The sequence below is a fragment of the Enterococcus hulanensis genome (genome assembly GCF_005405485.1).
In the GTDB taxonomy this organism is placed as follows: Bacteria; Bacillota; Bacilli; order Lactobacillales; family Enterococcaceae; genus Enterococcus_A; species Enterococcus_A hulanensis.
Window position 1 is genome coordinate 29,069 of record NZ_BJED01000011.1, and the last position, 26,935, is coordinate 56,003.

A 26,935-nucleotide genomic window follows, 5' to 3' on the forward strand; every position below is an offset into this window, starting at 1 on the left:
GATTTGTCAAGGGTTTTCTTAACGTGTCACGCCATCTTTTCTAGCAGCTTCGGCGACCTTCATAGTGATCAGGTCCACCACATTTTCATCAAAGGCAGATGGAATAATGTAGTCTGAATTCAATTCTGAGTAAGGAATCGAATCGGCAATCGCATGGGCACACGCCAATTTCATACGCGGCGTAATTTTTTTCGCTTCTGCTGTAAAGGCACCGCGGAACAATCCCGGAAAGGCCAATACATTATTGATTTGATTAGGAAAATCGGAACGGCCCGTCCCCACAACAGAGGCACCGCCTGCAATTGCTTCGGCATATGTGATCTCCGGTTCTGGATTTGCCATAGGAAAAACGATATTGCCGTCATTCATTGAGGCAATCATTTCTTTAGTAACTAGATTTGGTGCGGAAACACCGATAAAAACATCAGCTCCCACAAAAGCTTCTGCCATCGTACCTGAGAAGTCTTTTGGCGCGATCAATTCTAAGATTTCCTTTTCAACAAAAGTCGCATTCGTCATTTGGTCATTCAACGCGCCATCTTTATTAAAGGCAATGATATTTTTCACCCCAAGATCAACTAACATATGAATAATCGCGCTGCCGGCTGCGCCGGTTCCTGAGATCACGACTTTTAAATCCTGCGCCTCTTTTTTTACCAGCTTCAACGCATTGATCAACGCAGCCGTTACGACCACGGCAGTCCCATGCTGATCATCATGAAAGACTGGAATATCCAAGGCCTCGATCAACGCACGTTCGATCTCCACACAACGCGGCGCACTGATATCCTCTAGGTTGATTCCGCCAAAGGTCGGCGCGATAGCTTTAACAATCTGGATGATTTCCTGCGGGTCTTTGGTATCAAGGCAGATCGGCACTGCATCAATGTCTGCGAACTCCTTGAACAGCAAAGCTTTCCCTTCCATCACAGGTAACGCAGCTTCTGGTCCGATATCACCTAACCCTAGAACTGCCGTACCATCAGTAACAACTGCCACACTATTGCCTTTCCAGGTATAGTCGTAAGCTTTATTTTTGTCTTCAGCGATTTTTCGGCAGGGCTCTGCAACGCCCGGTGTATAGGCTAAAGATAAGTCGTCTTTGTTGCGGACCTTCGCTCTGCTGGTTACTTCGATTTTTCCGTGCCATTTCTCATGTGCTGCCAACGCTTCATCATAGATAGTCATCGTAATTCTCTCCAATCATTTTTTCCGGTCGAACCCATGCTTCATATTCTTCTTCGGATACATAGCCTAAACCTAATGCCGCTTCTTTCAACGTTGAACCTTCGTTAAAAGCTTTCTTGGCAATCTCTGCTCCTTTGTCATAGCCGATATGTGTATTCAATGCCGTTACCAGCATTAATGATCGTTCCAATAATTCGGCCATGCGTTCTTCGTTTACGACTAACCCTTTCAAGCAGTTATCACTAAAAGAATGCAGGGCATCTGTTAACAAGCGAATACTTTGCAATAGATCAAAAGCGATCAATGGCAAATAAACATTCAATTCAAAATTTCCTTGTGATGCAGCGATCCCAATCGTGGTATCATTTCCCATTACTTGTACAGCCACCATCGCTAGGGCTTCGCACTGAGTCGGATTCACTTTCCCCGGCATGATCGAACTTCCCGGTTCGTTGGCAGGCAAGGTGATCTCACCTAACCCACTACGGGGGCCGCTAGCCAGCCAGCGGATATCATTTCCCATTTTCATACAATTCGCCGCTAATGCTTTTAACGCTCCGCTGACAAACACGACAGCATCTCGATTAGCCAGTGCATGGAACTTATTCGCCTCACTGATAAAATGAATGCCTGTTTCTTCTTTTATTGCTTCGATAAAGGCATCCTCATAAGCCTTCGACGCGTTCAAGCCCGTTCCTACCGCGGTCCCGCCAATTGCCAGCTGACGCAATTCTGCCAAGCTATTGATCAGCATATTCTCGTTATGCTCCAATGCCGAACGCCAGCCGCTGATCTCTTGGCCAAAGGTCACCGGTGTCGCATCCTGCAAGTGGGTCCGTCCGACTTTGATCACATGCTTGTTTTTTTCTTCCAGCTCTTCCAGCACACCGATCATCTCGTGGATTGCCGGCAATAAATTTTTCTCAATTGCCACAGCTCCGGCAATGTGCAACGCAGTTGGAAAGACATCGTTGGAGCTTTGCGACATATTCACATCATCATTCGGATGAACCGCCAAATCCTTTTGACTTGCCAAATGCGCGATCACTTCATTGGCGTTCATATTGCTTTGGGTTCCGCTGCCGGTCTGCCAAACTACTAATGGAAACTCATTCCAGTTCTCACCTTTCAGCAGCAAATCTGCGGCATTTTGAATGGCGAGTGCTTTTTCAGCAGCCAACTTCCCAGTTCTTTGATTGGCGATCGCGGCCATTTTCTTGACCAGCACTAAAGCGTGTAAGAGCTCTGGCGGCATTTTTTCCCCGCCGATTTTAAAATTCTGGCGGCTGCGTTCGGTTTGCGCGCCCCACCAAGCCGTTTTCGGTACTTCAATTGGGCCCATTGAATCCTGTTCGATCCTTGTTTCCATGTATTCGACTCCTTCATATTGGTATGTATTTTTCTACCTATTTTGTTCAATTATCGCTTATTTAATGAATAAAAGGTAGGGCTAACTTAATTTAATGCATTCCTTTTTCTGAAAATCACAGAAAAACGAACGTATTCTTGTACGCGTAACATTCTGCTGTAGCTGGTAGCAGAACGCGCAAAAAAAGTACAAAAGTCGTTAAACTTTTGTACTTAGCTAGTTTAGTTAGTTATTTATCTCTGGTATCGAAAAGAATGGTGACTGGTCCATCGTTGACCAATGCCACGTCCATGTCGCCGCCGAATTCTCCGGTCTCAACGGTCAAACCAGCTTGGCGCAGACCTTCATTAAAATACTCGTATAAAGGAATCGCTGTTTCAGGCCGGGCTGCCTTTACAAAACTGGGACGATTGCCTTTTTTCGTATCCGCATATAGTGTAAATTGCGAAACGCTCAAGACACTGCCGCCGACATCTTGCAGCGACTGATTCATTTTTCCTTCCGCATCTTCAAACACTCGCAATAACGGAATTTTTCGAATCAAATAATCCGCATCCGCTTGAGTATCCTCTTCATGGATGCCCAGAAGAATCATAAATCCGCGATCGATCTTGCCAATGAGCTTCTCATCGATAGTCACGCTCGCCTCGCTAACACGCTGAATAACTGCTCGCATAAAATCCTCCTTACTAACCTTTCGTCCGTTTCACACTGTAAACATCTGGAACAGACTTGACCTTATCAACGATTGAATACAAGTGATTCAAGTTTTGAATTTTGAAGGTTAAATTGATAACCGCCAAACGATCCTTGGTCGGTTTCGCTTCAACACTAACCAATTTCTTCGTCATTCCGCTAACAATATTCAACACATCATTCAGTAAGCCATCGCGATTAAAGCCGTAAATCTCCAAATCAGCGTTGTATTCTTGAACAGAATTAGTCGTATCTTCCCATTCCACTTCAATCAAACGCTGCTGGATATCTTTTTGCTTCGTAATATTCGGACAATCGGCACGGTGGATCGAGATTCCGCGGCCTTTGGTGATGTATCCTACGATATTGTCGCCAGGAACCGGATTACAACAATGACTGATTCGAATCAACAGGTTGTCAATTCCTTGGATCACGATGCCGCCTTCATGACGAACTTTGATTTTCTCTGGTTCTTTCGGATTGTTGACCATGTCATCGACAGCATCCCGCTGTTTTTGTTTCATTTGTTCACGGCGTTCTTTTTCCGTCAAACGGTTAGCAAAGGTCAACGCACTCATTTCCCCAAAGCCAATAGCCGCATACAAATCTTCTTCACTGTGGAAATTAAATTTGTCCAACGTATCAGCAAGCTTATCCTTCGTCAGCATTTCCTTCGGCACGAAACCTAGATCATTGATACATTTAACCACTGCGTCATGGCCCTTCGTGACATTCTCTTCCCGATCCTGCGTTTTGAAGAAGCGTTTGATTTTATTTTTCGCTTTGCTGGTTTTGACTAAATTCAACCAATCACGACTTGGGCCAAAGGAATTCGCCGAAGTCATGATTTCGATAATATCACCATTTTTCAGCTTGTAATCCAGCTGCACCATCTTGCCGTTAACTTTGGCACCGGTAGTTTTGTTCCCGATATCGGTATGGATACTATAAGCAAAATCCAACGGCCCTGAGCCCTTAGGTAATTCGGTGACATCGCCTTTTGGTGTAAAAACATAAACCTTATCACTGAAAATATCGCCTTTGACGCTTTCCATAAATTCGGAAGCATCGTAGCTTTCGTCCTGCAGTTCGATAATTTCTCGGAACCAATCCAGCTGTTTATTATCTTGATTGGTTTCTATTTTTTCGGTCTTGCCTTCCTTATATGCCCAGTGAGCAGCAACCCCGAACTCAGCGATCTGGTGCATCTCGTGGGTCCGAATCTGAACTTCCACGGGATTGCCGCTTGGTCCAATAATGGTCGTATGCAACGACTGGTACATATTCGTTTTAGGCATCGCGATATAATCTTTGAACCGACCGGGCATTGGTTTCCACTTCGTATGGATCGCCCCTAGCACGGCATAACAGTCCTTGATCGAGTCCACGATTACTCGAATCGCCAGTAAATCATAGATTTCATCGAATTGTTTCTTTTGATCCCGCATTTTGCGATAAATCGAATAAATATGTTTGGGACGACCATAGATATCCGCTTCGATTCCTAATTCCTTCGTAGCCGACTTGATTTCATTGACTGATTCTTCGACAAAGCCTTCACGTTCATCACGCTTGCTGCGCATTAAGTGAACGATGCGGTAATACTGTTTTGGATTCAAGTAGCGTAACGCTGTATCCTCTAATTCCCACTTGATCCGGCTCATCCCCAAACGATCAGCCAGCGGTGCATAGATTTCCAATGTCTCACGAGCGATTCTGCGCTGCTTGTCATCGCGTAAATATTTTAACGTCCGCATGTTGTGCAAACGGTCGGCCAATTTAACCATGATGACTCGCAAGTCCTGTGCCATCGCCAACAACATTTTACGGTGGTTTTCAGCTAATTGTTCTTCGTGTGACTTATACTTGATCTTCCCTAATTTGGTGACACCATCAACCAATGAAGCCACATCTTCACCAAATTCAACCTTTAAATCCTCTAAAGTAACCGGTGTATCTTCTACAACATCATGTAAAAAACCCGTCGCCACAGTGTGAGGGTCCATATGTAAATCAGCCAAGATCCCCGCTACTTGAATCGGATGGATAATGTAGGGTTCTCCTGATTTGCGAATCTGGGGCTTATGCGCTTCATAAGCAAAGTCGTAAGCCTTTTGTACAAACGCCACGTGCTCTTTTCCCATGTACGTACTAACCATCCTGATGACGTCAGGACCGGTTAATTCAACTTCTTTTGCCAAGTGACGTTCCCCCTTTATTTATAAACGGTGTCCCAGAAGCAGCTTCTAAGGAAATAAGCACTTCTGTCCCAACCTCTTTTGAAAATGATTGTTCTTATTATACAAAGTCTAGTAGGCTTTTTCAATCAAATCAGCGCTGCAATTCATAGTAGAAACTCGCTGCGCTCAACAAATAAAACGGCGCCGTCTCTGTCCGTAAAATCCGCGGTCCCAAACCGCAAAGCTTTGCTCCTGCTGCTTGGAAACTTTCGATCTCTTTCGGCGTCAATCCACCCTCTGGTCCAAAAACCGCCAATAGCTTTTGCCCCGCGCTTAATTGTTGAAAGGTTTGAACTAATTGAGCCTGCTCCCCTTGCTTTGCAGATTCTTCATAAGCGATCAAAACAGCATCGTATTCAGAAAAGTGGGCGATCAATTCTTTCTCCGAAGCAAAATTGACGATTGGAAGTGCTTGTCGATGGGATTGCTCCGCTGCTTCTTGGGCGATCTTATTTAACCGCTGCTGTTTTTTCTTTTGCTTTTTCGCATCCCACTTTGCTACTGAACTTTCGCCGGGAAAAGCAATAAAATCATGAGCCCCAAGCTCCGTTCCCTTTTGCACGATCAGCTCTAATTTTTCTCCCTTAGGAAAACCGCTGGCGATCGTGATCTGGATCGGTAGTTCACGCTGCAAACTTTCTTTTTCAATTTCTTCCAAGACCACTTTGTCGCTGTCGATCGCGGTGATTTTCGCTTTGACAGCCGTTTGATCCTTAAAGACAAGAAAAACCTGATCATCGACAGACATCCGCATCACCCGAGACATATGATGATGCGCTTCACCAGACACTTCGACTGTCGGCTGATAGGCTTGATCAATAAAATAGCGCTGCATCTTAGTCTTCCTCTGGTTTCTTCAAGATAATGGCAAACCAATCCTTTTGTTGGAAGATCCGATCGACCTCGAAGCCTTGCGTGTACATTTCTTCCAGTACCATATCTTTCTTGTCCTCAATGATACCTGAAACGATGAATATCCCCTCTGGCTTCAATAAACGCCAAGCGTCTTCGATCATCAAGACAATGATATCTGCTAAAATATTCGCTACGATCACATCTGCTTGTTTTTCCACACCGACTAATAAATCATTGGCCGACACATGGATATTTTCAGTATTGGCATTTAGATCAACATTTTCCTGTGCAGAGCGGACCGCAACTTCGTCTAAATCATAAGCGTAAATGTCCTTTGCTCCATAAATCGAGCTGGCAATACTCAATACACCAGAGCCTGTGCCGACATCCAAGACCGTTTCTCCGCCGCGCAAAACAGTTTCCAATGCTTGCAAGGTTAGATTCGTCGTTGGATGTGTGCCCGTTCCAAAGGCCATGCCGGGATCTAAGGTAATGATTTTTTCATCCTCATGCTGTGCTTCATATTTTTCCCAGCTTGGCACGATCGTTAAATAGCGTGTTACGCGAACAGGATGGTAATATTTTTTCCAAGCCGTCGCCCAGTCGCTTTCTTCCACTTCGCTGACTTCCACGATATTTTTCCCGATATTCAATCCAAACTCCGGCAATTTTTCAATCTTAGTTTTAATAAATGGCAAAATTTCCGGCAAGAAAATCGTTTCTGGAAAATAGGCCATCACAACTGCGCCTTCTTTTAAACTTGAAAAAGTTTCCTTGTCCAAAAGCTCGCCATACTGATCTTCTTGATAATTTTCAAAATCCAAAGCATCTTCGATCGCTACACCAGAAGCACCGGCTTCCATTAAAATATTCGAGACCGCTTCAACTGCTTCGCTTTCCGTTGTTACTTTGACTTCATTCCATTTCATGGTTGTTCCTCCCCTATTTCATATTAAGGTAATTGTTTTTCAAGCCGTATACCATTCTACTAAGCTTGCTAAAGCAAGAAGTAGAACTGGCACCTAATAGCTTGGATATGGCAGATAGCTGCTGTCGGTCGGTTTGATTGACGCTTTGAAAACTGCATCATCCCAGTTCATTTCAAAAATCGCATCGTCGCTGTCATCAGCTAAAAAATCTAATAGGTCGCTTTGTCCTTCATCGATCACATCTTTCAAGTAATCAACGACCGCGGTTAATTCATTTTTCTTCATGCCTTTTTTGCCTTCGTATGGAATCACTGCTAAAAAGTCCTCTGGATCATAGACCGACTTATCAGGATCAACTAACAAAATTCCATCTTCAAATTCAATGATCTCTTCTTCAGAAGCCACACCATCTACATCATCGATCTCAATTTGACCTTTATTTTCTCCATAAATGCGAAATGCGATTTCAAAGCTGCGGTTGCGCGTGTCCCAGTCTAAAGCTAACTCATAGTCAGGGATTTTTTTGTTTAAATAGCTGTCTAAATAAGTAACCATGGTTTCTTTTGCCATTTTTATTTCCTCCATCCATTGTTTTCTTCTATTAATACTTTGCGTTGATTCGTTATGTAAGGATTCCCATGAACGACATAGCGCAATGGTCGTTGCGTCCAGATACCTTTGTTCGGGATTCCGATACGCGGCAAGGCATCGATCTGCTTTGGATTACGTCGTTTTTCCGGAATCAAATGCAGGGAACTCGTAAAAATTGATTCTCCGTATAATTCCCGAGTGATCCCGAGTGCTTCGACCAATTTTCCCGGTCCATCCGATATCGCTGCACCAGTCCTGCCATGACGATTCAGAATCATCTGTTCGACACCTTCTGCAGGTTCAATCCCTCGAATCATCACACCTTGAGGAATCCCTTCAGGCTGTGTGATCATATTCAAAATCAAATGCGTATGCATCGTATATAAATAAATCGTTCCCGGTTTTTCGTACATCGCACGAACACGCGGCGTATTACGCATGCCGTAACTATGCGCGGCTTCATCATCAGGCCCCAGATAGGCTTCGCAATCAACAATGTATCCGCCCAGTTTCCCCGCAGGTGTCTCATGCTCCAAATACATCCCCAATAAATATTGGGCTACATTTTCGGTCGTTTCAGTATTAAAATAATTGATTAACTGTTCCATTTTTCTCACCTTCTACATGATACACAATAATCATGCCGCATGCTACGCTCAGCGATCAAAACTCAGCAAACACAAAGGAAACATGTTACAATGGGAACGTACATTTGCCAGTTTTCCATCTTGCTTTAGCATGATTAGTAAAAAGATACGCGTACGAAAAACAGTCTCATTTAATCTTGAGCTAGCTGCCAGTCCTACTTTTCACAGTTTGCTAAAATTACTTTGAAAAGTAATCATTGCACGTTATTAGAATCATATACAACTAGTTCAAGTTCCGATAAAAAATACTTTCAAAATTTCAAGGAGGTTTCTTATGCAACAGCCTTTAGCTTTTCGCATGCGTCCCCGCAACTTAGATGAAGTCGTTGGACAGCAGCATTTAGTCGGTCCGGGAAAGATCATCCGCCGCATGGTCGATGCGAGGATGCTTTCTTCCATGATTTTGTATGGACCGCCCGGTACTGGAAAAACCAGCATCGCCAGTGCCATCGCAGGTTCCACCAATTATGCGTTTCGGATGTTGAACGCTGCCACCGATACAAAAAAAGATTTACAGATTGTCGCCGAAGAAGCCAAAATGAGCGGAACAGTCATCTTATTATTAGATGAAGTCCATCGTTTAGATAAAACCAAACAAGATTTTCTCTTGCCGCATTTAGAAAGCGGACGAATCATCATGATCGGTGCCACTACAGAAAATCCTTATATCACGATCAACCCCGCTATTCGCAGCCGGACTCAGATTTTTGAAGTGAAGCCGCTGAACGAAGACGATATCATCACAGCAGTCAAGACCGCAATGCAAGACAAAGAACGCGGACTTGGGGATTATCCGATTGAATTGGATGAAGAAGCACTGAATCATTTAGCTCGTGCCACAAATGGCGACCTGCGAAGCGCCTTAAACGGCTTAGAGCTAGCCGCAAAATCTACACCGAAAAATGATGAAGAAAAAATTCACCTGACGCTTTCGATTATCGAAGAATGTGTCCAACGTAAAGCCTTGACCCATGATAAAGATGGGGATGCTCATTACGATGTCATCTCGGCCTTTCAAAAATCAGTCCGCGGCAGCGATGTTAATGCCGCGCTGCATTATTTAGGCAGACTAGTTGAAGCCGGGGATTTACCGATCATCTGTCGGCGATTAATGGTAATGGGCTATGAGGATATCGGCTTAGCGAATCCTGCTGCCGCGGCTCGAACAGTTCAAGCTGTTCAGGCGGCAGAAAAATTAGGCTTTCCTGAAGCTCGAATTCCTTTAGCAGATGCCGTCGTGGATCTCTGCCTTTCGCCTAAATCTAATTCGGCCTACGTAGCCTTAGATGCAGCGATCACAGATATTCGAATGGGCAATGCCGGTGAAGTGCCCGACCATTTACGTGACAGTCACTACAAAGGAGCGAAAGCTCTTAACCGCGGAATCGGCTATCAATACCCTCACAGCTTTGAAAATGCTTGGGTTGATCAGCAGTATTTGCCGGATAAGATCAAGGACGCTCATTATTATGAACCAAAATCCACTGGTAAATATGAACAAGCACTCGGTCAGCAATATCAGCGAATCGAAGAGTGGAAAAAGAAAAAATAATTAAATATTGCTATATAAAAACAGGAGCTTCGTTCAGTAATTGAACTTAGCTCCTGTTTTTTTGAGTTACTTCACACTAGCCTTGGTTTTATTTGTTAGAAAGATACTAGGAATGAAGATCAGTGCTAAAACGACGACCGAGACAAGAAAGCCGGCGTGGTAAGCAGATAGCTCGTGAGCAATCGTCGGCTGAGAGCCTTGCAGAACTGTTGCGACAACAGTCGCGATCATCGCCGAACCAAAGCTTGATCCAAGGTTTTCGATAATGTTGATGCCGACACCTGCATCCGGTAATTCTTCATCGGCTAATCCGGTGTATGCATCACTGGTCAAAGGTAAATTGATACCGCCGAAGCTTGTACCGCGGATAAATAAAATCAAAGCGATCCAAGCCATACTGGTTTTATCTGTGATAAAGACCAATGGAATCGTCCCTGCCAAAGAGATGATCAAGCTGACGATCACGACATATTTAGCACCAAGCTTATCAATCATTTTACCGATCAATGGACGCGTCACTAACATACCAAGTCCTTGCGGAATCAAGGCGATCGCGGCTTCCATCGCAGAAAAATGTCGGAAATTTTGGAAGAATAGCGGCAAGATCAGCATTGGTCCCATAATCGCGATGTTTGCGAAAAACAGACCGACACTTGATGCCGTAAAGCTCCTATGAGAGAAAATCGTCAACGGTAAAACTGTCGCGTGATTCTTAAATCGATCATAAAAGATATAAACAAACAGAAGCGCCAAGCCGATACCTGTCCAGAACAATGATTCGCTATTTTTGAAGGTCGCATGATCAGCCGCTTTAGTGATGCCGTAAATCAAAGCGGCACTCATTGCAGACAAATCAAGAATTCCGAAAATATCCAGCTTGCTTTCTCGGTTGAATGGTTCAAAGCTTGGCAACGTCCGCAGCATTAACGGCACAGCGATTAAAACGATAAAGATGTTAATGAAAAAGATCCAACGCCAAGAGACCGCTTGAACGATGAAGCCGCCAAGCACCGGACCAAGGATCGGTCCAAAAATCATAGGGGTGCTGACGATCGCCATTACCCGTCCGATATTTTCTGGTCCAGCAGTTTTAACTAAGAGGGTGGACATCAGTGGAGTGATGATTCCAGCAGCAAAGCCTTGAAGCAATCGAAAGACAATAAAGCTGGTAACATTCCAGCTGATGCCGGCAAGTACGGATGTGAACCCGAACAGTATCACCGCTGCGATAAAGATTTTCTTGCCGTCAAAACGATTCATCAACCACCCTGCGATCGGGACAGCGATTGCCAGCGCAAGCACATAGCCAGTGATGGCCCATTGAATCGTTCCTAGTGTTGTATGGAAATTTTTGGTCAATTGATCGATGGCGATATTCACCATCGTAGAGTCGAGCATTGGTGCAATGGCGCCAAGAGCGATCGCCCAGGCTGCCGATAAAACTTCTTTAGGTAATTTATTTGATTGAGTCATAAAGAACTCCTTTCTCAGGTTAACAGGGGATTTTTTGTAGAAATACCATTTTTCAATCCGCACTAAAACGTGGATAGTTCTTGTAAAATGATTTCTCTAAACAGTAGATTAAATTATGGATTAAATTCTTCGAGCCGAATATCGCCGTTTGCTTCATCCTAAAGTACAGATATTGGCGACTTTTCTCGCTGCAGTCGAGAGTCGGTTTTTTTGTTTCCTAGGAAACTATAAAACTTTTTTGTTTCCTTGTCAACAAAAATATTTCAATAAAAAAAGCAGTCCTGATCGACTGCTCAAAATTAATTGATCGTAATATCTTGTTTTTTGATTTCTTGATCCAAGTGTTGATTATAACGTTCAAGAAATTTTAGAAAGGCGTCGTATTGCGCATCGGTGACGGATTCAAAAACTACTTCATCACGCTCCTCAAATTCTCGATGAAGCCGCTCATGAATATCGAAGACCTTCTTCCCCTCGGCTGTCAGCTTAAAATAGATTTCTTTTTTGTTGTCAGTCTTTTGATAGCTTTCGATGTAGCCTTTTTTCAACATTTTTTTCGTCAGCTTGCTAATTGCCCCGCGCGTCATATACATGGATTCCGCCATTTTCGTGACATTCGGGTCTTTGTGTTTGCCAATGAACTCAATACAATGAACCTCTGAAGCAGCGTATCCTGCTAAAGCCTTCTCCATCTTTACCTTATTTAGCCACGCGTATTTATTAAAGACCTCGCTGAACCCTGCCAGAACTTCTTCTCTTTTGTTCATGCGCTTTTTCTCCTATTCATCGTAATGATTTTTTTACTGACATCCTGATGAGTGCAAAACCATTCTAGGTTAATTTTGTTTCTATTTCAACAAAATCATTCAACTTTCGTCGTCAGCGTCCAATGAAAAGTCATAGGATGATTGCCTAACTTTTGCCGCTCTTTGGGAATCTTCAGAAAAATGCCCTTTGATTCGTCCCAATCATCAAGAGTCGTTTCCAATGAGCCTGTTTGTTTAAATAATATTGCCGCTTCATCCAATGAAGTGGTTTTTCCGTCTGCTTGAAAATAAAGCATGCCCTCTTCTGGCGCCTCGGCCTGCAGCGTTAATTCCCATGGGTTTTGTTCCTTGCGAGTATCTTTTATCTCAAGCTTACCTAAAATTTCAGGATAAAAAGTTGTCTTCCTTCCGATCGCCTGCTGACCAAAATCCATGAGCGTTGGAACCGAAAGCAGTTTAAGACTTCCTGCTCCTTGTTGAAACGCTGCTTTGATTTGATAAAAGTAATTATCTGTCGGCTGCCAAAAATTCTCAGTCAGAATTGTTTTCTCACCGTTACTGGCTGATACCTCTGCTTGCTGAAAGGAAACCTGATCCGTTTCGCTAAATCTCAGTTCAGACTTGCTTTTATTTCTGGCGGGAATGATTATTTCTCCCTCTCGTTCATCAATAATTCCCCAGACGTCTAGCGCCAGTGGGTGATTCTCAGGCTTCAAGGAAAAGCTGTGGGCGACTTCTCCTAATTGACTGGTTACTTGATAATCAATTATCGTGGCGGCAACAGCCAGTCCAAACTCGCCGTTAGAATCCCCAGTAAACGCACGTCCTGCTTCATCAAAGCCGATAAAATTTTCCGGCGATAATGAGCTTTCCTTTCCTGCAAAGGTCATCACGGGATAGCCGTTTTGCTGCGCAAAATATTTCCCTTTAATTTCTTCCTGATTTTTTGGCAGCAGCAATCGCCAAATTAATTTTTCCTTCGGCACAAGCTTTTCCAGAAAGATATTTTGTGCACCAGCTGGTGAATGGACTTCGGCATTTTTATCAGTAAACAGTTTTCCAGTTTTTAATTCTTCCACCAGCAATTTAGCTCCTTCCTTTAAGGAAAGTTCGCCGAATTGCTGAAACTCTTGCTCAAAGTTTTCACTTGTCGCTCCGCTGCCATTTAGAATTGATTTTGCTGCGACTTTATTTTCTACAGCAAGCTGTGTGAAATTATAGATTCTTTCGACCCGAATCTCTTCACTGGAACTCCCAAGCTTTAATGCAATAGCAGCCTCACTTTTTTCAATCAATCGATTATTGAAGGTCGTAAGGTCGCTGCCGACGATCATTTTGATTGCGTGAGCTGCTTGAATATCAATCGCCAGTTCATGGGTCAGACTGCCGCCAAAACTATTTTTGACCATCCCTTGAATCAAAGAAAAGCTGCCGTTTGGCGTATTGATTTTCATGCTGATTGCTGGTGTGTAAAGCAAGTTGGGATTTTCTGCTCCGTCTCCCAATACTTCGATCTCAGAAAAAGTTTTTTCCGTTGCTAATTCAAAATTAATTACCTTATCAGCTCCGCCTATTTGGTTGGTCCTTTCCGTATTTCTTGGACGTGCGGCGGAGATGCCTATTCCTGCTGCCAGCTCTACTGCTCCGGTCAGCTTCAAGGAAACGTTGCCGCTGATCATTCCATTTTTTGCTAGGCCGCCCATGATTTGAGTCGCTTCATTATTTTTTTCAAAGGTTCCTCCACTGACAATGGTCTCTACGTCTCCATCAATCATGTGATTTGAACGTGAACCATAGGAAGACGCCAGCACTCCTAAAATCTTCCCGCCAGAAATTTCAGCGCGGGCATCACCGTTCATTCGCCGATCTTGCGTACTTCCTGCCACCGCATATCGCTCGATTTTGCCGCCAGTCATTTCAAACAGACTGTCTCCATAGACACGATAACAACCACTGCCTGCCCCGCAGCCGCCACTGGCTTGTCCTCCCTCCATCCGCAGGCGGCTATTTCCTTCAACAACTCCGTTAAAGCTGCCGCCATATGCATAGCTCAATAGTGCCTGCTTAACGATCAGTTCTGTTTCACCCTTGATATAAAGTGCGTTCTCCCATGAGCTTTGATTGTCCCCGCCCCCTGCAGCGCCACTAAAACCGTAAGTCGAACCTAAATCCTCTTCATCTGTTAAAAAATTTGGGTCCTTCTCTTTTTGCTTTGTATAATCTTCCCAAAGCATGCTATAAACGAGACTTTCCTCACCTAAACTCAGACTGACTTTGCCATTGATCACGCCTGCATAACCAGCGCCGCAAACAGTATATCCGCTCCCTAGTCCACGACTGACACAGCCCCCCATCAAACGAGTCCTAACATTCCCCTCAACCGAAAAATTAGCTTGAGATTTTGCCAGTGAATAACGTTCAGCCGGACTCAACTGATCATAAGCTAGTTCCTCAGCCGTTCGTTCTTGCGGATCAGTCAGATTAATTGATGGTACTAACGTTGGGGAATTCGTAAGGCTCTTCTTCTCCACATCCATTCCGCCTGCACCATCAATTCGTTTGAAGGAGCCTTGAAATGCCTTTCCAGCATAAATCTGATTCTCAATATCGCCATAAATCGCTCCGCTGTATTGATTTCCTCCGACAAAGCTCCGTTCGCCTTTTTGAAATTGGCGCGTGTCGATCTGAGTCGTAATGGCGGACTCCTGTCCATAAATCTCCCCAGTCTGCGAACCGCCGATTAAAATACCCGCTTCTGTAAAGCCGCCAGCGCCAGAGAGCAGCGTATTAATCGGTCCAGTTTTGCCAAAGGCTGCTCCGCCAACGAAATTTCCCGAGCTAAAATCCGCTGAACTAGAGATCAATTGATTATTAATCCTCCCAGTTACTTCAACTGGATCACCCTCAGCACCCAATCCTCCACCAAAGTAATTAGTTAGCGTTCCATTAAGTCTTCGTATCTCGGTCGTGACATCTCCCAGAATCTTTCCCTTCAAAGAACCACCGCACAATTGAGGAATATCACCAGTCAGATCCAAAACTTGAGTCGTCGGATTTCCCGTCAGTATTCCAGCTTCATTTCCGCCGAAAATTTCCCAGCTCCCGCCTGTTACTCGCTGAAAAATAATTTTGGGATTTCCTGCCAAATCACAGTTGCTGCCGCCAAAGACTCGAGTAGTCTGAGTGTGCCCAATATCCTCAAAGAACAACTGATGGCCGTTCCCATAAATTTTCGCCGCTTGTAAACTTAATGAATTAAAGTGACTATCTTGACCAAAAAAACAATCATTGGGTAAAAACAACTGGGCTTCGGTGCCTATACCTTTGAAACTCAGATTTGCCGACACACAGGAAAAATTAATCGTTTCAAACGTAGGGTTAGTCCGTTTTTCATTGAGGCCGACGGTTGTTTGACTTAAATCAAGCAGCCCATCAAATTGAATCGTATAGTGCTCCTCCGTTCCTAAGTGAGAAAGATCCAAAAGAAGTTCTTTGAACCCTTCAGCGCTTAATGGGTATTCTTTTTGCTGAGCAAGCGGAGGCAGAAGCTCCAAAGTATCAGCCTCTGCCTCCATGGAAAAGGACCCAAATAGTAAAATAAATAAAAAGATAAAAAAATAAGCAATTTTTTTTGACATGACGTCCTCCTTTTTTATACAATATACGTATAGAAGACGTGATTATTTTGAAGTGTTTCAAGTTTTTAACTACAAGCCGCTTCGTTGCGTCTCAATAATGACTGTGCTATGATTGAGATGGAAATTCTGTGATGTGCGCGTTGCCTATTTCAGTGTTGACCGAACATTTTTATTGATATCTTGGGATCTGTCTTGTGTCAAAGTTGGTAACATGCCTTTTCATTTGGTAGTTCGACGCTTAGACCATGGAACCCACCTGCTGTATCTTGCGGGATCAATACTATCGGGTGAATAACGGCATCGACGGAATTTTCCATTTTTGATGGAATGAAAGCAATTTGCGTACTGCAAATTGCTTTTTATTGTATTGGAGGAAGAAAATGATCCGCATTTTATTATTTTTGCTTGCACTTATTTTATTAATCTGCAGCTATTATCTGATCAAAAAACCAAATGGGCTTTTAGTCCTTTTTAGTAAAGACTCACAAACAGAATCTCGCCAATTTCTGCGTCGTTTTGGTTCTATCTATGCTGTACTTGGGATCATGGCGGTGATTGTCGGTGTGCTGGATAATCGTTCTTACTCAATGATGTATTTGATCTTGCTTTTAGTAGTCGCAGCGATCTTCGCTTTGTTGATGGGCGGAAAAACAAAAAAAGGTTAACAGTACCAATTTCAAAGATTTTGTTTTAAAATAAAGATGAGAAAAGGAGTTGGTAACGATGGATCAAGAATATAGTAAAATTATGGTAGCAGTAGACGGTTCTAATGAAGCAGAGTTGGCGTTCAAAAAAGCAGTGAATGTCGCAAAACGAAATCAAGCAGAATTATTACTCGCTCATGTTATTGATACGCGTGCATTTCAAACAGTTTCTTCTTTTGATAATGTTTTAGCAGAACAAGCGACCGACATGGCCAAACAGACGTTAAATGATTATGAAGCTGACGCAAAAAAAGCTGGTGTAGAACATATCAGTAAGGTCATTGAATATGGCGCGCCAAAAGTGATGATCGCCAACCAAATTCCAGAAAATAACCAAATCGATTTGATTATGCTGGGGGCAACGGGTTTAAATGCCGTTGAACGCTTGTTTATCGGATCTGTCTCTGAATATGTTATCCGCAATGCCGATTGTGATGTCTTAATCGTGCGGACAGACCTAGATAATAAAGTTCCCGAAAATGATGACTAATTACGCGCATTGAAAAAGCCAACCTCGCGAGGTTGGCTTTTTTCTTATAGCATTGATTTGTATAGGGCGATAATTTCTTCTACCGTAGCGTCGCGAGGATTTCCCGGCGAACAAACATCACGGAAGGCATCCTCTGCGATTTTTTGAACGTCTTCTTCTTTCATTCCGAGCTCAGTCAAGCTTTGTGGAATTCCTACATCGATTCCCAATTGCTTCACAGCTTGAACCGCTGCATCGCGAACTTCAGCTAACGGCATATCTGCCGCACCTTCCACTCCCATCGCAACCGCGATTTCACGATATTTTTCTCCGGTATGATCTTTGTTAAAGTCCATGATCAGCGGCAATAACGTCGCACAAGCTACTCCATGAGGCGTATCATACCAAGCCGATAATGGATGCGCCATTCCGTGAACTAATCCTAGTCCGACATTTGAGAAACCCATACCTGCAATATATTGACCTAACGCCATTTTTTCTCGTGCTTCTTGATTACCGGCAACTGAATCACGCAGGGCATGACTAATAATTCCAATCGCTTTGATGTGAAGCATATCGGTCATTTCCCATGCACCTTTTGTAATAAACCCTTCAATTGCGTGAGTCAACGCGTCCATCCCTGTTGAAGCACACAGACCTTTCGGCATCCCCATCATCATGTCACTATCAACAAAAGCAACGACTGGAATATCATGCGGATCGACACAAACAAATTTACGTTGATTTTCTTTGTCAGTAATTACATAATTGATCGTTACCTCAGCGGCAGTTCCAGAAGTTGTCGGTACGGCTAAAATCGGCAATGCCGGTTTTTTAGTATCCGCTGGCCCTTCCAGACTGATCACATCAGAAAAATCAGGATTGGTTATAATGATGCCGATCGCTTTGGCTGTATCGATCGGAGAACCGCCGCCGATGGCTACAATATAATCCGCTTCCGCCGCTTGGCAGGCTTTAACCCCTGCTTGCACATCTTCGATTGAAGGATTCGGTACGATCCCGTCAAAAATCTCATAGCTTAACTCAGCCTCATCTAAAATCGCGGTAACTTTTGTGGCTACTTCAAATTTCAATAAATCTTTGTCAGTAACGACTAACGCCTTTTTGAATCCACGTTTTTTCGCTTCATTGGCTACCTCTTGGATCGCACCCTTACCAAAATAAGACGTTTCATTCAAAATCATTCGATTGACTACCATAGTATCTCTCCTTTATTGTGTTTTATTTCACAACTGATTATCCCACATTTAGAAAGCGGTTTCTATGACTTCTAATTGTAAATATTTGCTGCAAAATAATACAAAATTTAAAATGCTTAATGATAAAACTTTTCGTATTGAAGGATGAATTCATTCGCTTCACTTTTCTTTTTAAAAAATATTTTTTCTTTTTTTACTTCCGTTTGAATGTTGACACAAAAATGCTGATTGATTCGTTCTAATTGCAGCCCTTTTACTTTTTTTATAGGTATCAAAAGAAATTGACCGTCCATCAAGTCAAACAGCAAGAAATGTTGTGTACCGACGATTTGGCCCTTGTTCACAACAAATCTTCGTTGCTGTTTAATTTCTTGAATCAATTTTTTGTCTAATTGTTCCACATCAGTAAATTTTTGAATATCAAAATAGTCTTTCAAATCATGCATCACTTTATTATCGCTTAAACTGCTCTTTTTCTTTTTAAGAAAGAAAAAGCCGATGAAAACTAAACCATATAAGCCAATAATCATTTGAACGTCTTTGATTTGCAGATTTTTCTCAATTAGCCAACCATTGAGAAGATACATCAATAAGATCATGAAGGCTCCTTTAAGAAAAAAATTCAATTGATTGAGTGTCTTATCCAATGTTACCTTACGTAACAGAATCCCCTGATTTCCCATTGTTTCCTCCTTATTATTTGCCAACCTCCAGCTGAAAGTAGTTACGAATATCCTTTTCATAATTTGCTTGTTTCATCGCTGAAATGAAACTCGGCTTTTTTGCTAACTCATAAAGATGGGTTACCGCTTTGATATGACTTTTTTTATCTTTTGGTGCAATCACTACGATCATACTGATTGATATATTTTCCGCAAAGGAGATAGGTTGATCCAATTTCAAGAAGGACATTCCAACACGATATACTCCATCATCTGGTCCAGCATGCGGAATAGCCAAATCCGGTGAAATTACAGAATAAGGATATTCTGGATCATAATGCTCGATTACTGTCTCAATATATTTTGGTGACACATATCCCTCGTTAATCAAAGGTTTGCCTGCAATTCGAATCGCTTCTTCGACAGACTTAACACTTGGATAAATTTGAATATGAGAAAGAGGCAGTAAATCCTTCAAATCAGGGTTTAGATTTCGGAAGTTCAACCCTTCATTGATTTCTGTTTCAAGCAAATAGTCCTGTATCTCTTGGGTTAATTGTTCTTCATTGATAATTTGAGTATTCTTTTTTATGATTGACAATAAATTTTGGACCAATTCGTGGTTTTTTGACAGACTAAACGTCTCATCAAAATCGATCCGCTTACGTACATCACTGATTAAATGCATCTTGTCTTCATCCGTTAAAAAATGCGGAATTAAGAAAACTTCTTTTTTAGTATTGACCGGAACCGTTGAAAAGACGATATCAACAGCATTGCTTCTTTCTTCATAGAATTCACGCAAAGAGAGATTCCGTGTGAAATCAATAGTCGTAAACAACTGCTTCAATTCTCCCAGCAACAGCTTTGATACGGAAATACCATGCTGACAAACAACTACCGCACGAATTTTTCGGCGCTTTTGTTTTTCTAATTCTTCATTGATAAAGCTTAAAAGAATGACAGATAAATAAATCAATTCCCCTTCTGGAAAAATGATCTTTAAATAATCTTCAATGATCCCGATTGACTGATGAACCAAAGGGTGGATAAAGTCATAATTTTCGACATTGTCCAAAAAAAGCAGCTCATTATCTGGCAAACCAAATTTTATCCGATAATAGGCTGGGATGATATGCTGATAAATGGCCTCTTCCAATTGTTCTTTGTTTTTGATATCTGTAATCCCTAGAATCTCAAAACTACTGATAAAGGATTGAATTCTTCGAAGCAATTCCTGATCTTTGTAATTGGAACGAATCTTAATCAAATTGGTGCTTAGTAATTGAATCGAAATAAAGTGAATTTCAATCAAATAGTTGGCTCCTTTAAAAAAAGGTTTCAAAGCTTGGCAAACTTTTGAATAAAAATCCTTTTCCACCATTTGAACATAATTCCCTAAAACCCCTGGTGATAACTCATTGCCTTGACCAAATCTTACAGAGCACATATAGCTGGTCAAATAGAGATCCACCAATTTAAACTCTGTAAACTCCAGCCCTAATTCTTGTTCTAATAAATGGATTCTTTCCTTTATCTCGGTTAAAACGTGACTTTGAACTTTGATCATCGCTAAATAGTATTCGAGATTGTCCTCTGATTTTTCAACTTCACGAATGAATTTAATTCCTAATCGGCGAATCTCCACTTCATTACCTACAAAATAAAAGCCTCTTTTTCTGGAGAATTGAAGGTCAATAGCTAGCGGTTTTAAATAGTTCTCACTTAATTTTCGCTTGTCGTTTAAAATTGTATTTTTACTGACAAAAAGCTTTTCGGCTAAAGTTTGCAATGTCTCCCCTTGATGAAGCAGAATGATCAGATAGAGAAAGCATTCGCGTTCTCTATCTGATAAATGGATTGACGGCGAAACTTTCGTCAAATAGCTTTTGATTGCTTTAGTCTGACCCTCCAAGAGAAAGAAAGTACCATTTTTCTTGATTTTCCCTAAGTTCAATTCAGTCAATTCTTGATTTACCTTTTTGATCCGATAATCTAACTGACCTTTTGTCCAACTAAACTTTTTTTCTAAGGAAAGTGAGGTCTGACTGCCTTTTGAAATAAACAATTCCAACAATTGAATCGCCATAACATCCATTTTTATTCCCCCTCATTCTTACTAAACCAATTAGGTTCGAACGAGCATATCACTCATTCCTCTTTCAAAATAATCATTCAACACATCGCGTAGTAAATACGGAGATCGTGGAATAGCATCGATCGTGTCTCCCGCTATATGAGAAGTAATGATCAGATTATCTAAATCTAGTAATGGATCATCTGGCCGAATGGGCTCCTCCCAAACAACATCTGTAGCAGCACCAGCAATCATGTTCATTTGTAAAGCCTCTACAAAATCAGCTTTGTCTACGATATCCGGCCTTGCCGTGTTGATTAAATAAGCAGATGGCTTCATTAAGGAAAGTAGATCGGCATTAATCATATTCTTTGTTTCTGGCGTTACCCGAACATGCAGCGAAACAATATCAGCTGTTTTAAATAATTCTTCTAGCCCAACAAAAGTGATCTGCAAGCCTTCTTCGCGAATTTTCTCTTTATCTACAAAAGGATCATACGCTATAACTTCAATGCCCAAACTATTTAACCGCTTCACTACCAATTTGCCAATATAGCCCAACCCCACTAAACCTACTTTTAGATTAGCTAATGTAGTCTTATATGGATCATTCGCAAATTTCTTAGGCCATTTGGCTTCTTTTACCTGTTGATAGGAAAAAGCGATATTTCTTGTCAAAGCGTAAAACAACCCTAATGTAAAATCAGCGACAGGTTCAGCATTTCGAATAACATGAATCAAAGGAATTTGTTTCTTTTTCAATTCTTTGGTTGCTATATGTTCAACACCGCCCCGGCAAGTCCCCACTAATTTCAACTGAGGAGCTGCTTCAATCATTGCCTTAGAAACCGGCGCTATATGAACTAGCAGATAGTCTGCATCTACTAGGTCGTCTAAAATTCCCTCTGGTATCTCAAGTGCTTCAGGTCCGTTTTGTTCGATCAATTTGATTTTTTCTTGAAACTGTTCTTTATTCAGATCAGCGAACCAGTGATACTTGACAACCTCTATCGGCTTTTCAAGCTTCAATTCTAATGCAGCTTCGGCTAAAGTCTCTGCAGAAACTAAACCATCTCCAACAACAACAACTTTTGACATTACACGGCTGCTCCTTCCTCAGATACAATTCCAGCTTCTTCCTCTAACTTCGCCATATTCTCTAAATAAGCATGAATCGCTTCTTTTTTAATCCGAACAAAGGCATAAAGTGCAATATAAACAACTACCGATAACCCAATCCAAAGTGGATTTTGCGTCATGAATATCAAGAAGAGTATTCCCATAATATGGTTGGTCATTACAGCAAAGCTGCAGATCATCATTGCGCCTTCTGGTAAATTAACGCCGACATCAATAGCCACTTGAGTAAAGATTGGTGCGACCGCTGTAATAATATATAGACCGCCAGCACACCAAATCGCTCCGCTGATCAATGACTTGAAGATATTCCCATTTGAAATACAGATTACTAATTCAATCATGTAAGGGATTGCAATCAAATCCACCATAGGTAACGTTTGATTGCCTGGTAAGAAAATGGCTAGTAATAAAACAATCGGAATCAGTAACATCCCTGTTAGCAAAGTCGCTGTTTCACCATAACCAGCGGCATCATTGATCGCCAAATACCAAACGCGGTCTTTGCCGCCTGAAGTTTTGGCAGTACTTTTTGATGCATCTGTAATTGCCGTAAATGCAGATGCAAAAATTCCAGCAATTTTTGGAAAAATCGCCATGATGGCTGAAGTTGAAATACCGATTACCATGATTTCGCCCCAACCTGTCAATGTATTCAATCGCATAAAATTACCAGCTAAGCCTAACGCTAGGCCCAAAATAAAGCCTAATGAAGTTGGTTCCCCTAAAAAGCCCAATTTATCCTGTAAGGTTTCGGGATTCCAGCGAACTTTGTTAGCACCTAATTTAGTCAAGATCCAATCCATCGCCATTGCTAATGGAACCGAGCAAATATGATGAGGCGCACTCATTGTACAGCGAGGATAACCATAATAAACAGACCAGCGTTTAGCGACGATTTCTGTAAAGACTAAACAATAAAGATTAGAAACCACCATCAATCCAATCGATAACCAAAGATTCTTAGTTGAAATATAGAGCATTGATCCCCATAACATAAAGGAGTAGTTATTCCATAGATCCGATGGCATAAAAATGTCTGTAAACTTAATAACAAATAGAATTGCCTGCAGCGCTAATCCCAGTGCTAAGAAAATCATACCTACTTGAGTCGAATAAGCTACAACACTCGTTGCCTGCCAACCTGTATCAAGAATGCGCAGATTAACACCCGTTTCTTCTACCATTCGATTGATTGCTGGAGTGACGATCGGCGTATAGGCACCTATGATCATATTAAAGCCAGTCAATCCGATCCCTGCATTCAGAGCCGCATTAAATGCCTTCTTCGGTTTTACCTTCATCAATAAAGCAATAAAGAAGATAATTACCGGTACCACGATCGCCGCACCAAAAGCATCCATAATCTTCGATAAAACATCTAACATTTCATTTCTCCTCTCTTTAATCTACTAATTTTTCCGAAGTTTCAAGCAATTCTTCAAAAAATTCATCTTCTCCCATCCCAGATAATAACCCTACTGCATTGATAGTCGGTAATTCATATTTTCCTTTCAAAGGACTTGTATGAACGATCAAATCCCAAGAACCGCTAGCCAATTGTTCCTCGACACCTCCAGGATTGACTTCGACTGTCTTTGCTTTGATGCCATGATCATCCAAAAAGTCTTTTACTTTTCCGGCTACCATTGAACTTGTTACTGTACCTGACCCACACACTGAAATAATGCTTAAGCGTTTAACCATTTAAAATATCCTCCTATATTTTTTCTATTTTATTGACTACTTTATCGTACTTCGTTCTTCTAAAATACCCGCTTTAGGTTTTACACCAAACTGATCCGCTAAATCCCACAATTGATCACTTGTAATTTTTTGCTTAAAGCCGCCAGGTACTTGAACCACGCGCATGTAGATATCCGCCGCCTTTTCCACTGTCTCAACAAGTCCAAATGCGTCATCCATCGATTGTCCTGCACCCATGATTCCATGATGCGGCCAAATCACTACACGTGAATCTTGCATTTTTTCAGCGGAGGCCAAGCCCAATTCTACAGTCCCAGCAACCATCCAAGGTAAAACAGAAACTCCATCTGGAAAAACAACTAAACATTCTGTAATCATCTCCCACAATGATCTCGTAAATTTCCTTTCATCTAAATCATGGATAAATGTCATCGCTGAGATCGCGATCGAATGACAATGTAAAATCACCCGATGATCCGGGTCCTGCATTAAGCGAACAGCATGACATTTCAAATGCGATGCTAATTCACTAGTTGGAACACCCCCGTCCTCCAGTCCCCATAGAACTTTAAAACTTCCACCATCATCCGAGATTTTAACGATTGCTAAATTTTTCGCCGGATTTTTGCAAATATTTTTAAAGTAGCTGCCTGAAGCAGAAACTAAGAAAATCTTGCCTGCCAGTTCTTTGACTTCAAAATCTAAATCCTTTTCTTTAATTACATGATCTAAATCAAGATACAGACAAACCTCAGCCTCATCCAGCATGTAGCTGATATTTCCGCCATTACGCTCATCCCAACCATTACGCCATAAATTCTTAGTCACTTCACACATTTCTTGAATAAAAGGTGCTTCATAAATATCGTGTATTTTCATTTCTCACTTCTCGCTTTCTGTTTTAAAAAATTGCGTTACTATTGTTAAAATCTCTGTTTTATCAAACTCTTTTTCCAATTGCCGCATTACTTTTTTATCCATAAACATGGCCATCAAATTTTGCAATAGCTGTAATTGGTCCTCACCCTTATCAAAGCCTAAAAAAAATGCATACTTAGCTGAAACAAACTCATCTGTCGTCCCCATCTGACCAAATGTTACAGAGTCCGCTAATTTGATAATGTAAATAAAAGGCTTCTTAATATGGCTTGGATCGGTATGGGGAATCGCTACAGCAAATGAAGGTGTCTGCAACCCTGTTGGATATTCCCGCTCTCGTTCTTTCAAAGCCTCTTGATAGGTTGTTTCAATAAATCCCAGCTCTGCTAATTTATTCGCAGCATAATCAACTAACGCATCTAATGTACCCTTGCCATCATAGACATCAATCAATTCTGGGTAAAACATCTTATCAGTAATGATCATCCGCTATCCTCCTTTCCTAATTATATTGTCAGTTTAGCATCCACAAAATTTCATAGTATGCGCTTTCATCACAAAAAAAACTTGTTGCTGAAAAAAAAATGTGATGTTCTTTCGATTAATTTAAGAAGTGATTTATCAAGTAAAGTATTCCCCATACAAAAAAGCTCTGAACATTGAAGAGCTTCAACATCCAGAACTTTGTCTTTTTTTGATTTTATAAGACTGCTAAAATTTAAACTCATTAATCACTTCGCCTTGTCGGATCACTTTACTAAATTTGAAGTGGGCATAGTTGGTTGCACAACACAAAGCTTCACGATAAGTCTGAAAATTCTTTTCCTGCTGCTCTCCAGCAAGTGTTTCAAGCTGTACGAGATACTTCATCGTCTTCTCCTTTTCAAACAACTAGCGACGAACAGAATTTTTTATAGCATTGATTGATACAAAGCAATGATTTCTTCCACTGATACATCGCGCGGATTTCCTGGGGTACAAACATCACGTGCAGCATCTTCAGCAATGCGCGCTACGTCTTCTTTCTTCATTCCAAGTTCTGACAAGCTTTGGGGAATGCCGACATCAATTCCTAATTGCTTCACTGCTTGAACCGCTGCATCGCGAACTTCAGCTATCGGCATCTCCGTTGCACCTTCCACTCCCATCGCAATCGCGATTTCACGATATTTCTCGCCCGTAAATTCTTTATTGTAATCCATGATTAATGGCAATAATGTCGCACAAGCTACACCATGCGGCGTATTGTACCAAGCAGATAATGGATGGGCCATTCCGTGAACGAGTCCTAATCCCACATTTGAAAATCCCATACCCGCAATATATTGACCGAGCGCCATTTTTTCGCGACCTGTTTGATCACCAGCAACAGAATCACGCAGAGCATGGCTGATGATTTCGATGGCTTGAATGTGCAGCATGTCTGTCATTTCCCACGCGCCTTTTGTAATAAAACCTTCAATAGCATGAGTCAGCGCATCCATTCCTGTTGCAGCGCAGAGGCCTTTAGGCATTCCCATCATCATATCGCTGTCAATAAAGGCAACTACCGGAATATCATGAGGATCTACACAAACAAATTTGCGATGATTTTCAGCATCCGTGATCACATAATTAATCGTTACTTCAGCAGCAGTTCCAGAAGTTGTCGGTATCGCCAAAATTGGTAACGCTGGATTTTTAGTTTCCGCTGTTCCTTCTAAACTAATTACATCGGAAAAATCAGGATTAGTCATAATAATGCCAATTGCTTTGGCCGTGTCAATCGGTGATCCGCCGCCAATAGCTACGATGTAATCCGCTGCCTTTTCCTGACATGCCTTAACTCCAGCTTGAACATCTGCTCTCGTTGGATTTGGCACGATCCCATCGTAAACATCGTAAGCTAGTCCGGCCTCTTCTAAAACAGCAATTACTTTCGTAGCCACTTTAAATTTCAATAAATCTTTATCTGTCACCACAAGCGCCTTTTTGAACCCACGTTTTTTGGCTTCATTAGCCACTTCTTGAATCGCACCTTTTCCAAAATAAGAGGTTTCATTTAATATCATTCTGTTTACTGTCATTTTGTTCGCTCCCGTTCCTTATTGTGTTTCCCTTCACATATAATTACAAAAGAAGCTGCAGCCAACTTC

24 protein-coding genes and 1 other RNA gene are annotated in these 26,935 nt (G+C 41.8%); 4 read left to right on the top strand and 21 right to left on the bottom strand.

The window, feature by feature from the left end:
* Positions 1–18: 18 nt before the first annotated feature.
* From FFR60_RS12960 to FFR60_RS12995, 8 genes are all read right to left on the bottom strand, one after another.
* Entirely contained in the window at positions 19–1,188 is a 1,170-nt protein-coding gene (locus FFR60_RS12960; RefSeq protein ID WP_137664479.1) for an NAD(P)-dependent malic enzyme, read from the bottom strand.
* Positions 1,175–2,557: a class II fumarate hydratase gene (gene fumC / locus FFR60_RS12965; RefSeq protein WP_137664480.1), complete on the bottom strand. Its 1,383-nt coding sequence runs from the start codon at positions 2,555–2,557 to the stop codon at positions 1,175–1,177. The genes FFR60_RS12960 and fumC overlap by 14 nt, the downstream gene beginning before the upstream one ends.
* A gap of 229 nt (positions 2,558–2,786) precedes the next feature.
* Positions 2,787–3,233 carry a D-aminoacyl-tRNA deacylase gene (gene dtd / locus FFR60_RS12970; protein ID WP_088933537.1) on the bottom strand — a complete coding sequence of 149 codons (447 nt, stop codon included), beginning with the start codon at positions 3,231–3,233 and terminating at the stop codon, positions 2,787–2,789.
* Positions 3,234–3,246: 13 nt separating this feature from the next.
* A complete protein-coding gene (locus tag FFR60_RS12975) occupies positions 3,247–5,454 on the bottom strand; it encodes a RelA/SpoT family protein (RefSeq protein WP_088933538.1) in 2,208 nt (735 codons plus the stop codon).
* 130 nt (positions 5,455–5,584) lie between these two features.
* The gene (locus FFR60_RS12980; protein WP_137664481.1) at positions 5,585–6,328 is read right to left on the bottom strand and encodes a 16S rRNA (uracil(1498)-N(3))-methyltransferase; all 744 of its coding nucleotides are present in this window, start codon (positions 6,326–6,328) and stop codon (positions 5,585–5,587) included.
* Between the two features lies 1 nt (position 6,329).
* Positions 6,330–7,277 carry a 50S ribosomal protein L11 methyltransferase gene (gene prmA / locus FFR60_RS12985; protein WP_137664482.1) on the bottom strand — a complete coding sequence of 316 codons (948 nt, stop codon included), beginning with the start codon at positions 7,275–7,277 and terminating at the stop codon, positions 6,330–6,332.
* Between the two features lie 93 nt (positions 7,278–7,370).
* Positions 7,371–7,847 (bottom strand): DUF3013 family protein, encoded by a 477-nt coding sequence (locus tag FFR60_RS12990; protein WP_137664483.1) that lies wholly within the window; start codon positions 7,845–7,847, stop codon positions 7,371–7,373.
* A gap of 2 nt (positions 7,848–7,849) precedes the next feature.
* The gene (locus tag FFR60_RS12995) at positions 7,850–8,476 is read right to left on the bottom strand and encodes a DNA-3-methyladenine glycosylase (protein WP_088933542.1); all 627 of its coding nucleotides are present in this window, start codon (positions 8,474–8,476) and stop codon (positions 7,850–7,852) included.
* A gap of 313 nt (positions 8,477–8,789) precedes the next feature.
* Between FFR60_RS12995 and FFR60_RS13000 the strand changes: the two genes are divergently transcribed.
* Positions 8,790–10,067 (top strand): replication-associated recombination protein A, encoded by a 1,278-nt coding sequence (locus FFR60_RS13000; protein WP_137664484.1) that lies wholly within the window; start codon positions 8,790–8,792, stop codon positions 10,065–10,067.
* 66 nt (positions 10,068–10,133) lie between these two features.
* On the opposite strand, the gene FFR60_RS13005 is transcribed toward FFR60_RS13000, so the two are convergent.
* The 3 genes from FFR60_RS13005 to FFR60_RS13015 form a co-directional block, all read right to left on the bottom strand.
* The gene (locus tag FFR60_RS13005) at positions 10,134–11,540 is read right to left on the bottom strand and encodes an MDR family MFS transporter (protein ID WP_137664485.1); all 1,407 of its coding nucleotides are present in this window, start codon (positions 11,538–11,540) and stop codon (positions 10,134–10,136) included.
* A gap of 299 nt (positions 11,541–11,839) precedes the next feature.
* Positions 11,840–12,307 (bottom strand): MarR family transcriptional regulator, encoded by a 468-nt coding sequence (locus tag FFR60_RS13010; protein ID WP_137664486.1) that lies wholly within the window; start codon positions 12,305–12,307, stop codon positions 11,840–11,842.
* A 95-nt stretch (positions 12,308–12,402) separates the two neighbouring features.
* Positions 12,403–15,945, bottom strand: coding sequence for a hypothetical protein (locus tag FFR60_RS13015; protein ID WP_137664487.1), 3,543 nt, complete (start codon positions 15,943–15,945; stop codon positions 12,403–12,405).
* 120 nt (positions 15,946–16,065) lie between these two features.
* On the opposite strand from FFR60_RS13015, the gene ssrS reads away from it, so the two are divergent.
* The 3 genes from ssrS (at position 16,066) to FFR60_RS13030 (ending at position 17,139) form a co-directional block, all read left to right on the top strand.
* Positions 16,066–16,259: non-coding RNA, 6S RNA (gene ssrS, locus FFR60_RS13020), on the top strand.
* Between the two features lie 66 nt (positions 16,260–16,325).
* On the top strand, positions 16,326–16,610 hold the full coding sequence (locus FFR60_RS13025) for a hypothetical protein (RefSeq protein ID WP_088933547.1): 285 nt from the start codon (positions 16,326–16,328) through the stop codon (positions 16,608–16,610).
* Between the two features lie 58 nt (positions 16,611–16,668).
* The gene (locus FFR60_RS13030; RefSeq protein WP_088933548.1) at positions 16,669–17,139 is read left to right on the top strand and encodes a universal stress protein; all 471 of its coding nucleotides are present in this window, start codon (positions 16,669–16,671) and stop codon (positions 17,137–17,139) included.
* 44 nt (positions 17,140–17,183) lie between these two features.
* On the opposite strand, the gene fucO (FFR60_RS13035) is transcribed toward FFR60_RS13030, so the two are convergent.
* The 10 genes from fucO (FFR60_RS13035) to fucO (FFR60_RS13080) form a co-directional block, all read right to left on the bottom strand.
* Positions 17,184–18,338, bottom strand: coding sequence for a lactaldehyde reductase (gene fucO / locus FFR60_RS13035; RefSeq protein ID WP_137664488.1), 1,155 nt, complete (start codon positions 18,336–18,338; stop codon positions 17,184–17,186).
* A 116-nt stretch (positions 18,339–18,454) separates the two neighbouring features.
* Complete coding sequence (locus FFR60_RS13040; protein WP_137664489.1) at positions 18,455–19,021, bottom strand: hypothetical protein; 567 nt, start codon at positions 19,019–19,021, stop codon at positions 18,455–18,457.
* A gap of 13 nt (positions 19,022–19,034) precedes the next feature.
* Positions 19,035–21,098 carry a BglG family transcription antiterminator gene (locus FFR60_RS13045; RefSeq protein ID WP_137664490.1) on the bottom strand — a complete coding sequence of 688 codons (2,064 nt, stop codon included), beginning with the start codon at positions 21,096–21,098 and terminating at the stop codon, positions 19,035–19,037.
* 30 nt (positions 21,099–21,128) lie between these two features.
* Positions 21,129–22,175 (bottom strand): NAD(P)-dependent oxidoreductase, encoded by a 1,047-nt coding sequence (locus FFR60_RS13050; RefSeq protein WP_137664491.1) that lies wholly within the window; start codon positions 22,173–22,175, stop codon positions 21,129–21,131.
* A complete protein-coding gene (locus FFR60_RS13055) occupies positions 22,175–23,602 on the bottom strand; it encodes a PTS galactitol transporter subunit IIC (protein WP_137664492.1) in 1,428 nt (475 codons plus the stop codon). Before FFR60_RS13055 ends, FFR60_RS13050 begins: the two co-directional genes overlap by 1 nt.
* A gap of 16 nt (positions 23,603–23,618) precedes the next feature.
* Positions 23,619–23,921, bottom strand: coding sequence for a PTS sugar transporter subunit IIB (locus tag FFR60_RS13060; RefSeq protein WP_088933553.1), 303 nt, complete (start codon positions 23,919–23,921; stop codon positions 23,619–23,621).
* Positions 23,922–23,957: 36 nt separating this feature from the next.
* The gene (gene rhaD / locus FFR60_RS13065) at positions 23,958–24,800 is read right to left on the bottom strand and encodes a rhamnulose-1-phosphate aldolase (RefSeq protein WP_137664493.1); all 843 of its coding nucleotides are present in this window, start codon (positions 24,798–24,800) and stop codon (positions 23,958–23,960) included.
* 3 nt (positions 24,801–24,803) lie between these two features.
* Positions 24,804–25,286: a PTS sugar transporter subunit IIA gene (locus FFR60_RS13070; RefSeq protein WP_137664494.1), complete on the bottom strand. Its 483-nt coding sequence runs from the start codon at positions 25,284–25,286 to the stop codon at positions 24,804–24,806.
* A 225-nt stretch (positions 25,287–25,511) separates the two neighbouring features.
* Positions 25,512–25,670 (bottom strand): hypothetical protein, encoded by a 159-nt coding sequence (locus tag FFR60_RS13075; RefSeq protein WP_171004933.1) that lies wholly within the window; start codon positions 25,668–25,670, stop codon positions 25,512–25,514.
* Positions 25,671–25,711: 41 nt separating this feature from the next.
* Positions 25,712–26,866 carry a lactaldehyde reductase gene (gene fucO / locus FFR60_RS13080; RefSeq protein ID WP_137664495.1) on the bottom strand — a complete coding sequence of 385 codons (1,155 nt, stop codon included), beginning with the start codon at positions 26,864–26,866 and terminating at the stop codon, positions 25,712–25,714.
* Positions 26,867–26,935: the final 69 nt, after the last annotated feature.

Coding starts and splice junctions, on each gene's coding strand:
- FFR60_RS13015 (WP_137664487.1), bottom strand. CDS start 15,945: ATGTCAAAAAAAATTGCTTATTTTTTTATCTTTTTATTTATTTTACTA.
- FFR60_RS12960 (WP_137664479.1), bottom strand. CDS start 1,188: ATGACTATCTATGATGAAGCGTTGGCAGCACATGAGAAATGGCACGGA.
- FFR60_RS13060 (WP_088933553.1), bottom strand. CDS start 23,921: ATGGTTAAACGCTTAAGCATTATTTCAGTGTGTGGGTCAGGTACAGTA.
- FFR60_RS13010 (WP_137664486.1), bottom strand. CDS start 12,307: ATGAACAAAAGAGAAGAAGTTCTGGCAGGGTTCAGCGAGGTCTTTAAT.
- fucO (WP_137664488.1), bottom strand. CDS start 18,338: ATGGTAGTCAATCGAATGATTTTGAATGAAACGTCTTATTTTGGTAAG.
- FFR60_RS13055 (WP_137664492.1), bottom strand. CDS start 23,602: ATGTTAGATGTTTTATCGAAGATTATGGATGCTTTTGGTGCGGCGATC.
- FFR60_RS13025 (WP_088933547.1), top strand. CDS start 16,326: ATGATCCGCATTTTATTATTTTTGCTTGCACTTATTTTATTAATCTGC.
- FFR60_RS13040 (WP_137664489.1), bottom strand. CDS start 19,021: ATGGGAAATCAGGGGATTCTGTTACGTAAGGTAACATTGGATAAGACA.
- FFR60_RS13045 (WP_137664490.1), bottom strand. CDS start 21,098: ATGGATGTTATGGCGATTCAATTGTTGGAATTGTTTATTTCAAAAGGC.
- FFR60_RS13075 (WP_171004933.1), bottom strand. CDS start 25,670: ATGAAGTATCTCGTACAGCTTGAAACACTTGCTGGAGAGCAGCAGGAA.
- FFR60_RS13000 (WP_137664484.1), top strand. CDS start 8,790: ATGCAACAGCCTTTAGCTTTTCGCATGCGTCCCCGCAACTTAGATGAA.
- prmA (WP_137664482.1), bottom strand. CDS start 7,277: ATGAAATGGAATGAAGTCAAAGTAACAACGGAAAGCGAAGCAGTTGAA.
- rhaD (WP_137664493.1), bottom strand. CDS start 24,800: ATGAAAATACACGATATTTATGAAGCACCTTTTATTCAAGAAATGTGT.
- FFR60_RS13070 (WP_137664494.1), bottom strand. CDS start 25,286: ATGATCATTACTGATAAGATGTTTTACCCAGAATTGATTGATGTCTAT.
- FFR60_RS12995 (WP_088933542.1), bottom strand. CDS start 8,476: ATGGAACAGTTAATCAATTATTTTAATACTGAAACGACCGAAAATGTA.
- FFR60_RS12990 (WP_137664483.1), bottom strand. CDS start 7,847: ATGGCAAAAGAAACCATGGTTACTTATTTAGACAGCTATTTAAACAAA.
- FFR60_RS13030 (WP_088933548.1), top strand. CDS start 16,669: ATGGATCAAGAATATAGTAAAATTATGGTAGCAGTAGACGGTTCTAAT.
- FFR60_RS13005 (WP_137664485.1), bottom strand. CDS start 11,540: ATGACTCAATCAAATAAATTACCTAAAGAAGTTTTATCGGCAGCCTGG.
- fumC (WP_137664480.1), bottom strand. CDS start 2,557: ATGGAAACAAGGATCGAACAGGATTCAATGGGCCCAATTGAAGTACCG.
- FFR60_RS12980 (WP_137664481.1), bottom strand. CDS start 6,328: ATGCAGCGCTATTTTATTGATCAAGCCTATCAGCCGACAGTCGAAGTG.
- FFR60_RS13050 (WP_137664491.1), bottom strand. CDS start 22,175: ATGTCAAAAGTTGTTGTTGTTGGAGATGGTTTAGTTTCTGCAGAGACT.
- dtd (WP_088933537.1), bottom strand. CDS start 3,233: ATGCGAGCAGTTATTCAGCGTGTTAGCGAGGCGAGCGTGACTATCGAT.
- fucO (WP_137664495.1), bottom strand. CDS start 26,866: ATGACAGTAAACAGAATGATATTAAATGAAACCTCTTATTTTGGAAAA.